Origin of the sequence: Kitasatospora sp. NPDC059747, assembly GCF_042732955.1 — a bacterium.
Lineage (GTDB): Bacteria > Actinomycetota > Actinomycetes > Streptomycetales > Streptomycetaceae > Kitasatospora.
Genome location: NZ_JBHWGV010000230.1, coordinates 1 through 5,847, shown reverse-complemented (window position 1 = coordinate 5,847; position 5,847 = coordinate 1). Strand labels below are relative to the sequence as shown.

3 protein-coding genes are annotated in these 5,847 nt (G+C 74.1%); all 3 read left to right on the top strand.

Annotated features, from left to right (window positions below; all coding sequences use genetic code 11):
- Window positions 1-3,786: amino acid adenylation domain-containing protein (locus ACFV4G_RS42775; protein ID WP_380448964.1), on the top strand; the 3,786-nt coding region annotated here is incomplete at its 5' end.
- Window positions 3,787-3,842: 56 nt separating this feature from the next.
- The gene (locus ACFV4G_RS42770; RefSeq protein ID WP_380448963.1) at window positions 3,843-4,037 is read left to right on the top strand and encodes an MbtH family protein; all 195 of its coding nucleotides are present in this window, start codon (window positions 3,843-3,845) and stop codon (window positions 4,035-4,037) included.
- A gap of 38 nt (window positions 4,038-4,075) precedes the next feature.
- The coding region (locus tag ACFV4G_RS42765) for a condensation domain-containing protein (protein ID WP_380448962.1) at window positions 4,076-5,847 on the top strand (1,772 nt) is incomplete at its 3' end.

Here is a 5,847-nt window from a genome sequence, read left to right as displayed (position 1 = left end):
GAATACCTCGGCCGCAACGACGACCAGGTCAAGATCCGCGGCTTCCGCATCGAACTCGGCGAAGTCGCCGCCGCCGTCGGCCGCCACCCCGCCGTCCGCGGCGTCACCGTCGTCGTCCGCGAGGACAGGCTCGTCGCCTACGCCGCCTGCCCCGACGGAACCGACCCGCACGACCTGCGCGACCTCGCCGCCGTCCACCTCCCCTCCCACATGGTCCCGGCCGCGGTCGTCACCCTGGACGCCCTCCCCCTGACCCGCAACGGCAAGATCGACCACGCCGCCCTGCCCGCACCGGAGTTCTCCGGCGACACCGCCGGCTACGTGGCGCCGCGCACCCCGGCCGAGGAGATCCTCGCCGAGATCTGGGCCGAGATCCTCCAGGTGGACAAGGTCGGCGCGGACGACGGCTTCTTCGACCTCGGCGGCGACTCCATCCGCGCCGTGCAGGTGGCCGCCCTCGCCCGGGGGCGCGGGCTCGGCCTCGCCGTCGCGCAGATCTACGAGCACCGCACCCTCGCCGGCCTCGCCGCCGCCGCCGACACGGCCGGCGACCGCGCGGGCACCAAGCCCTTCGAGCTGCTCTCCCCCGCCGACCGGGCCCGGATCGGCGACGGCCCCGCGGCCGGCCTCGACGACGCCTACCCCATGGCGGCGCTCCAGGTCGGGATGGTCTACCACGCGGCCTCCGACCCCCGCGTCCTCCCGTACGTCAACGCGGCGAGCTACCGGCTGCCGTACCGCTTCGACGAGGACGCCTTCCACCGGGCCGTGCGGTCCGTGGTCGCCCGGCACCCCGTGCTGCGGACCGGCTTCGACCTGGCGACCTTCGCCGAACCGATGCAGCTCGTGCACCGCGAGGCCGAACTGCCGGTCGTCGTCGAGGACCTGCGGGCCCTCACCCCGGCCGAGCAGGAGCGGGCCGTCGACGAGCTGATGGAGCGCGAGCGCCGCCGCCCGTTCGACGTGGAGCGCCCGCCCATGCTGCGCCTGGCCGCGCAGGTGCTCACCGACGACAGCTTCCAGTGGACGATGGTGGAGCACCACGCGATCCTCGACGGCTGGAGTCTGTGGTCGACGATCACCGAGATCCTCCTCCAGTACACCCGGCTCCTGGACGGCGCGGGCCTGGCCGAACTCCCCGCCCCGGCCTCGGCCTACCGCGACTTCGTCGCCCTGGAGCAGCGCGCCTCGGCCTCGCCCGAGGCCCGGCGGTTCTGGTCGGAGACGCTCGCCGGGAGCACCCCGCCGCAGCTCCCGGCACGCGCCGGGGAGGCTCCCGCGCCCGCCGGGCCGTCGCTGCGCAGCGACGGCGCGAGCGGCGTGGTCGACGGCTACGGCTGGCGCGACGCGCACGTCCCGGCGGGCCTGGCCCCGCGGGTCACGGCGCTCGCCAAGCGCCTCGGCGTGCCGGAGAAGACCGTCCTGCTCACCGCGCACCTCCAGGTGATCGCCGCGCAGACGGGCCTCGACGACGTCTGCTGCGGGCTCACGCTCAACGGCCGACTGGAGGAGAACGGCGGCACCGAGGCCCGCGGACTGTTCCTCAACACCGTGCCGTTCCGGGTCGGCACCGCCGGGGGCAGCCGCGCCGGCCTCGTCCGGCGGGTCTTCGACGCGGAGGCCCGGATCCTGCCGCACCGGCGGATGCCGCTGGCCCGGATCCGGCAGTTCACCGGCGGCCGCGACCTGTTCACGACCAACTTCACGTTCAACAACTTCCACGTCATGCGCGACACCATGGGCGACGGCGAACACGCGGAGCTGCTCAGCGGACTGGGCGAGCTGACCGCCATCCGCCGCGTGGAGCCGGCCGACGTCCCGCTCACCGTCACGTTCTTCCGCAACCCGCTGACCGACGGCCTCCAGCTGTGCATCGACTACGACGCCAACCGGCTGGCCCCGGAGCAGATCGAGGAGATCGCCGAACAGCACGTCAGGGCGCTGGAGTTGCTGGTCGACGACCCCGAGGGCCAGCTCACCGGGCCCGCCGCGACGGCTGTGCCGGCGGCCGTGCCGCTGAGCGCGCCGACGGCACCGACGGGGGCACTGGAGCGGTTCGCGGCGCAGGTGGCGGCCCGTGGCGACCACCTCGCTGTCACCGACGGAACGGGAACTGATCTGACGTATCGTCAACTCGACGAGCGTGCTTCGACGTTCGCCGCTTTGCTCGCCGGGGCAGGCGTGAACCGCGGCGACCGCATCGGCCTGTGCCTCACCCGCACCGTCGACATGGCCGCCGCCGTCCTCGCCGTGTGGCGCCTCGGCGCCGCGTACGTCCCCGTCGACGCCGACTATCCGGCGGCCCGGCTCGAATTCGTCCTCGGGAACGCGCGGGTCCCGCTCGTCCTGACCGACCCCGACACCGTCGGCCGGATCCCCGCGGGCACCTGGCGCACCCTCGTCACCACCCAGGCGACGGACGCCGTCCACACCGGATCCGTCCGCCCCGGACCGGCCGAACTCGCCTACGTCATCTACACCTCGGGCTCCACCGGCACACCTAAGGGCGTCGAGGTCACCCACGGGAACCTCGCCACGCTCCTCGCCGCCGGCGAGGAGACCGTCGGCCTGTCGGACTCCGACGTCTGGTCGCTGTTCCACTCCTTCGCCTTCGACGTCTCGGTCTGGGAGATGTGGGGTGCCCTCGCCTTCGGCGGACGGCTCGTCGTCGTCCCGCGCGAGGTGACGCGCGATCCCGCGGCCTTCCTCGACCTCCTGGTCCGCGAACGCGTCACGGTGCTCTCCCAGACACCGTCCGCGTTCCGCCAGCTCGTGACCGCGGAGGAGCAGCACCCTCGGGACGAACTGGCTCTGCGCCTGGTCGTGTTCGCGGGCGAGGCTCTCGACCTCGCCTCCGTGCGCGCCTGGTGGCGCCGCCACGCGCCCGACCGCCCGGTCCTGGTCAACATGTACGGGATCACCGAGACCACCGTCCACGTCACCTGGCAAGTCCTGGACGAGGAACGGATCGAGACCAGCAGCAGCCCCGTCGGCCGCGCCCTCCCCGGCTACCGGACACTCGTCCTCGACGCCGACGGCAACCCCGCACCGGTGGGCGTGCAGGGCGAACTGTACGTCGGCGGCGACGCCGTGGCCCGGGGCTACCTCGGACGGCCCGCCCTGACCGCCGAGCGCTTCGTCCCCGACCCCTTCACCCACGTGCCCGGCGCCCGCCTCTACCGCAGCGGCGACCTCGCCCGCTGGACCGCCACCGGCGAGCTCGAATACCTCGGCCGCAACGACGACCAGGTCAAGATCCGCGGCTTCCGCATCGAACTCGGCGAAGTCGCCGCCGCCGTCGGCCGCCACCCCGCCGTACGCGGCGTCGCCGTGGTCGTCCGCGAGGACACCCCCGGCGACCGCCGGCTCGTCGCCTACACGGCCTGCCCGGACGGGACCGACCCGCGCGAGCTGCGCGACTTCGCCACCGTGCACCTGCCCGCGTACATGGTCCCCTCGGCGTTCGTCGTCCTGGAGACGCTGCCGCTGACCCCCAACGGGAAGATCGACCGCGCCGCCCTGCCGGCACCGGAGTTCTCCGGCGACGCCGCCGGCTACGTGGCACCGCGCACCCCCGTCGAGGAGGGCCTGGCCCGGGTGTGGGCGGAGATCCTCAAGGTCGACCGGGTCGGCCTGGAGGACGACTTCTTCGACCTCGGCGGCGACTCCATCCGCGCCGTGCAGATCGCCTTCCGGGTGCAGCGCGGGCTCGGCATCGCGCTCAGGCCGGTCGACGTCCAGCTCCACCCGACGGTCGCGGAACTCGCCCGCCACCTGTCGGCCTGACCGTCCCACCGCGAGCACACCCATCCCTATTCCCTCTGAAGGCCGTGGAGGCTGGCATGTCGAACGACGAACTGGACCTGGACTACAAGGTCGTGGTGAACGACGAGGAGCAGTACTCGATCTGGCCGCAGGACCGGGAGAACCCGGTCGGCTGGCGGGACGCCGGGGCGCGCGGCAAGAAGCCCGAGTGCCTGGAGTGGATCGAGCGGAACTGGACCGACATGCGGCCCAAGAGCCTGCGCAGCGCCTAGGAACGGTCGGTCGGGACGGAGTGAGGAGGTACATCGAGATGTCTCGTGGTCTGGACGCCCCGGAGGACGGGTCGACCCCCGTCCCGGCTCCCGCCGGGACGGACACCCCCGCCGCGGCGGGCACCGGCAGGCTGCCGCTGTCCCTGGCGCAGCAGCGGCTGTGGTTCCTCTCCAGGCTCGGGGAGTTCCGAGCCGGATACAACATGCCCCGGGTGGTCCGGATCACCGGGCGGCTGGACCGGACGGCGCTGACGGCGGCGGTCGGCGACGTCGTGCGCCGGCACGCGGCGCTGCGGACGGTCTTCCCGGAGGTCGCCGGAGAACCGTGGCAGCAGGTCGTGGCCGCCGGTGACGTCGCCGCGCGGTTCGCGGTGGAGTTCGCCGAGTGCGGCTCCGGCGAGGTGGCCGAGCGGATCGGCCGGGCCTGCCGGCACGACTTCGACCTGACCTCCGAACTCCCGGTGCGGGCCTGGCTGTTCGCGACCGGCCCCGAGGAGCACGTGCTGGCGCTGGTGATCCACCACATCGCCGCGGACGGGTGGTCCGTCGGCCTGATGGACCGCGACCTCGGGACGGCCTACGCCGCGCGCCGCGCCGGCGCCGCGCCCGAGTGGCCTGCCCTGCCGACGGAGTACACGGACCACGCGGTGCGCCAGCGGCGGTCGTTGGGCGCGGAGGACGATCCCGACAGCCTCGTGTCGCGGCAACTCGACTACTGGCGGGAGGAGTTGCGTGGAGCGCCGCCGGAGCTGCGGCTCCCCCGCGACCGCCCGTGGCCGCAGTCGGCCGGGTCCGCCCGGGCCGGCTCCTCCCGGGCCGGCTCCTCAACGACAAGCCCCTCCCGCGCCGGGACGGTGCACTTCGAGCTCGACGCCGACACCCACTGCGGGCTGGCCCGGCTGGCCCGCGAGCACCGGGTCACGCTGTTCACGGTGCTCCAGGCGGGTTTCGCGGCGCTGCTGAGCCGCCTCGGGGCGGGCACCGACCTCCCGATCGGCTCGCCGGTGGACGGCCGGACCGACGAGGACCTGCAGGAGGTCGTCGGGTTCTTCGTCAACACCCTGGTGTTCCGGCTCGACTGCTCCGGCGACCCGACGTTCGCGGAGCTCCTGAAGCGGGTGCGCCGGACGGCCCTGACCGCGATCGCCCACCAGGACGTCCCCTTCGACCGCGTGGTCGAGGCCGTCAACCCCGCCCGCACGGCGGGCGGGAACCCGCTGTTCCAGGTGAGCTTCGCACTGGAGGCCGGCGGGGACGGCGGCCTGGTCCTCCCTGGCCTGGAGGTCGCCGACGAGCCCTTCGAGGCGGGCTCCGCCAAGTTCGACCTGAGCCTGGGCGTGACCGAGCACCGCGACGGGGACGGCGGACCGGCCGGTCTGAGCGGGGTGCTGGAGTACGCCGAGGACCTGTTCGACCGGACCACGGCGCAGGCCGTGGCCCGCCGCTGGAAGCTGCTGCTGGCCGGGGTGCTGGCCGGGCCGGGGCGCCCGATCGGCGAACTGCCGGTGCTGGACGGGGCCGAGCGGCGGTGGGTGCTCGAACGGGCCGGCACGGACGCGTCGTTGCCCGCGGTGCGGCCGTCGGCGGCGGAGCGGTTCGCCGGGCAGGTGGCCGCGGCCGGTGACAGCGTCGCGGTGAGCGACGGCACCCTGGAGTTGACATATCGCCAACTCGACGAACGTGCCTCGAACTTCGCCGCCCTCCTCGCCGGGGCCGGCGTGAACCGCGGCGACCGCATCGGCCTGTGCCTCACCCGCACCGTCGACATGGCCGCCGCCGTCCTCGCCGTGTGGCGCCTCGGCGCCGCGTA

Bases quoted from the DNA above. Each gene is read 5' to 3' on its own strand.
- ACFV4G_RS42770 (WP_380448963.1), top strand. From the start codon at position 3,843: ATGTCGAACGACGAACTGGACCTGGACTACAAGGTCGTGGTGAACGAC.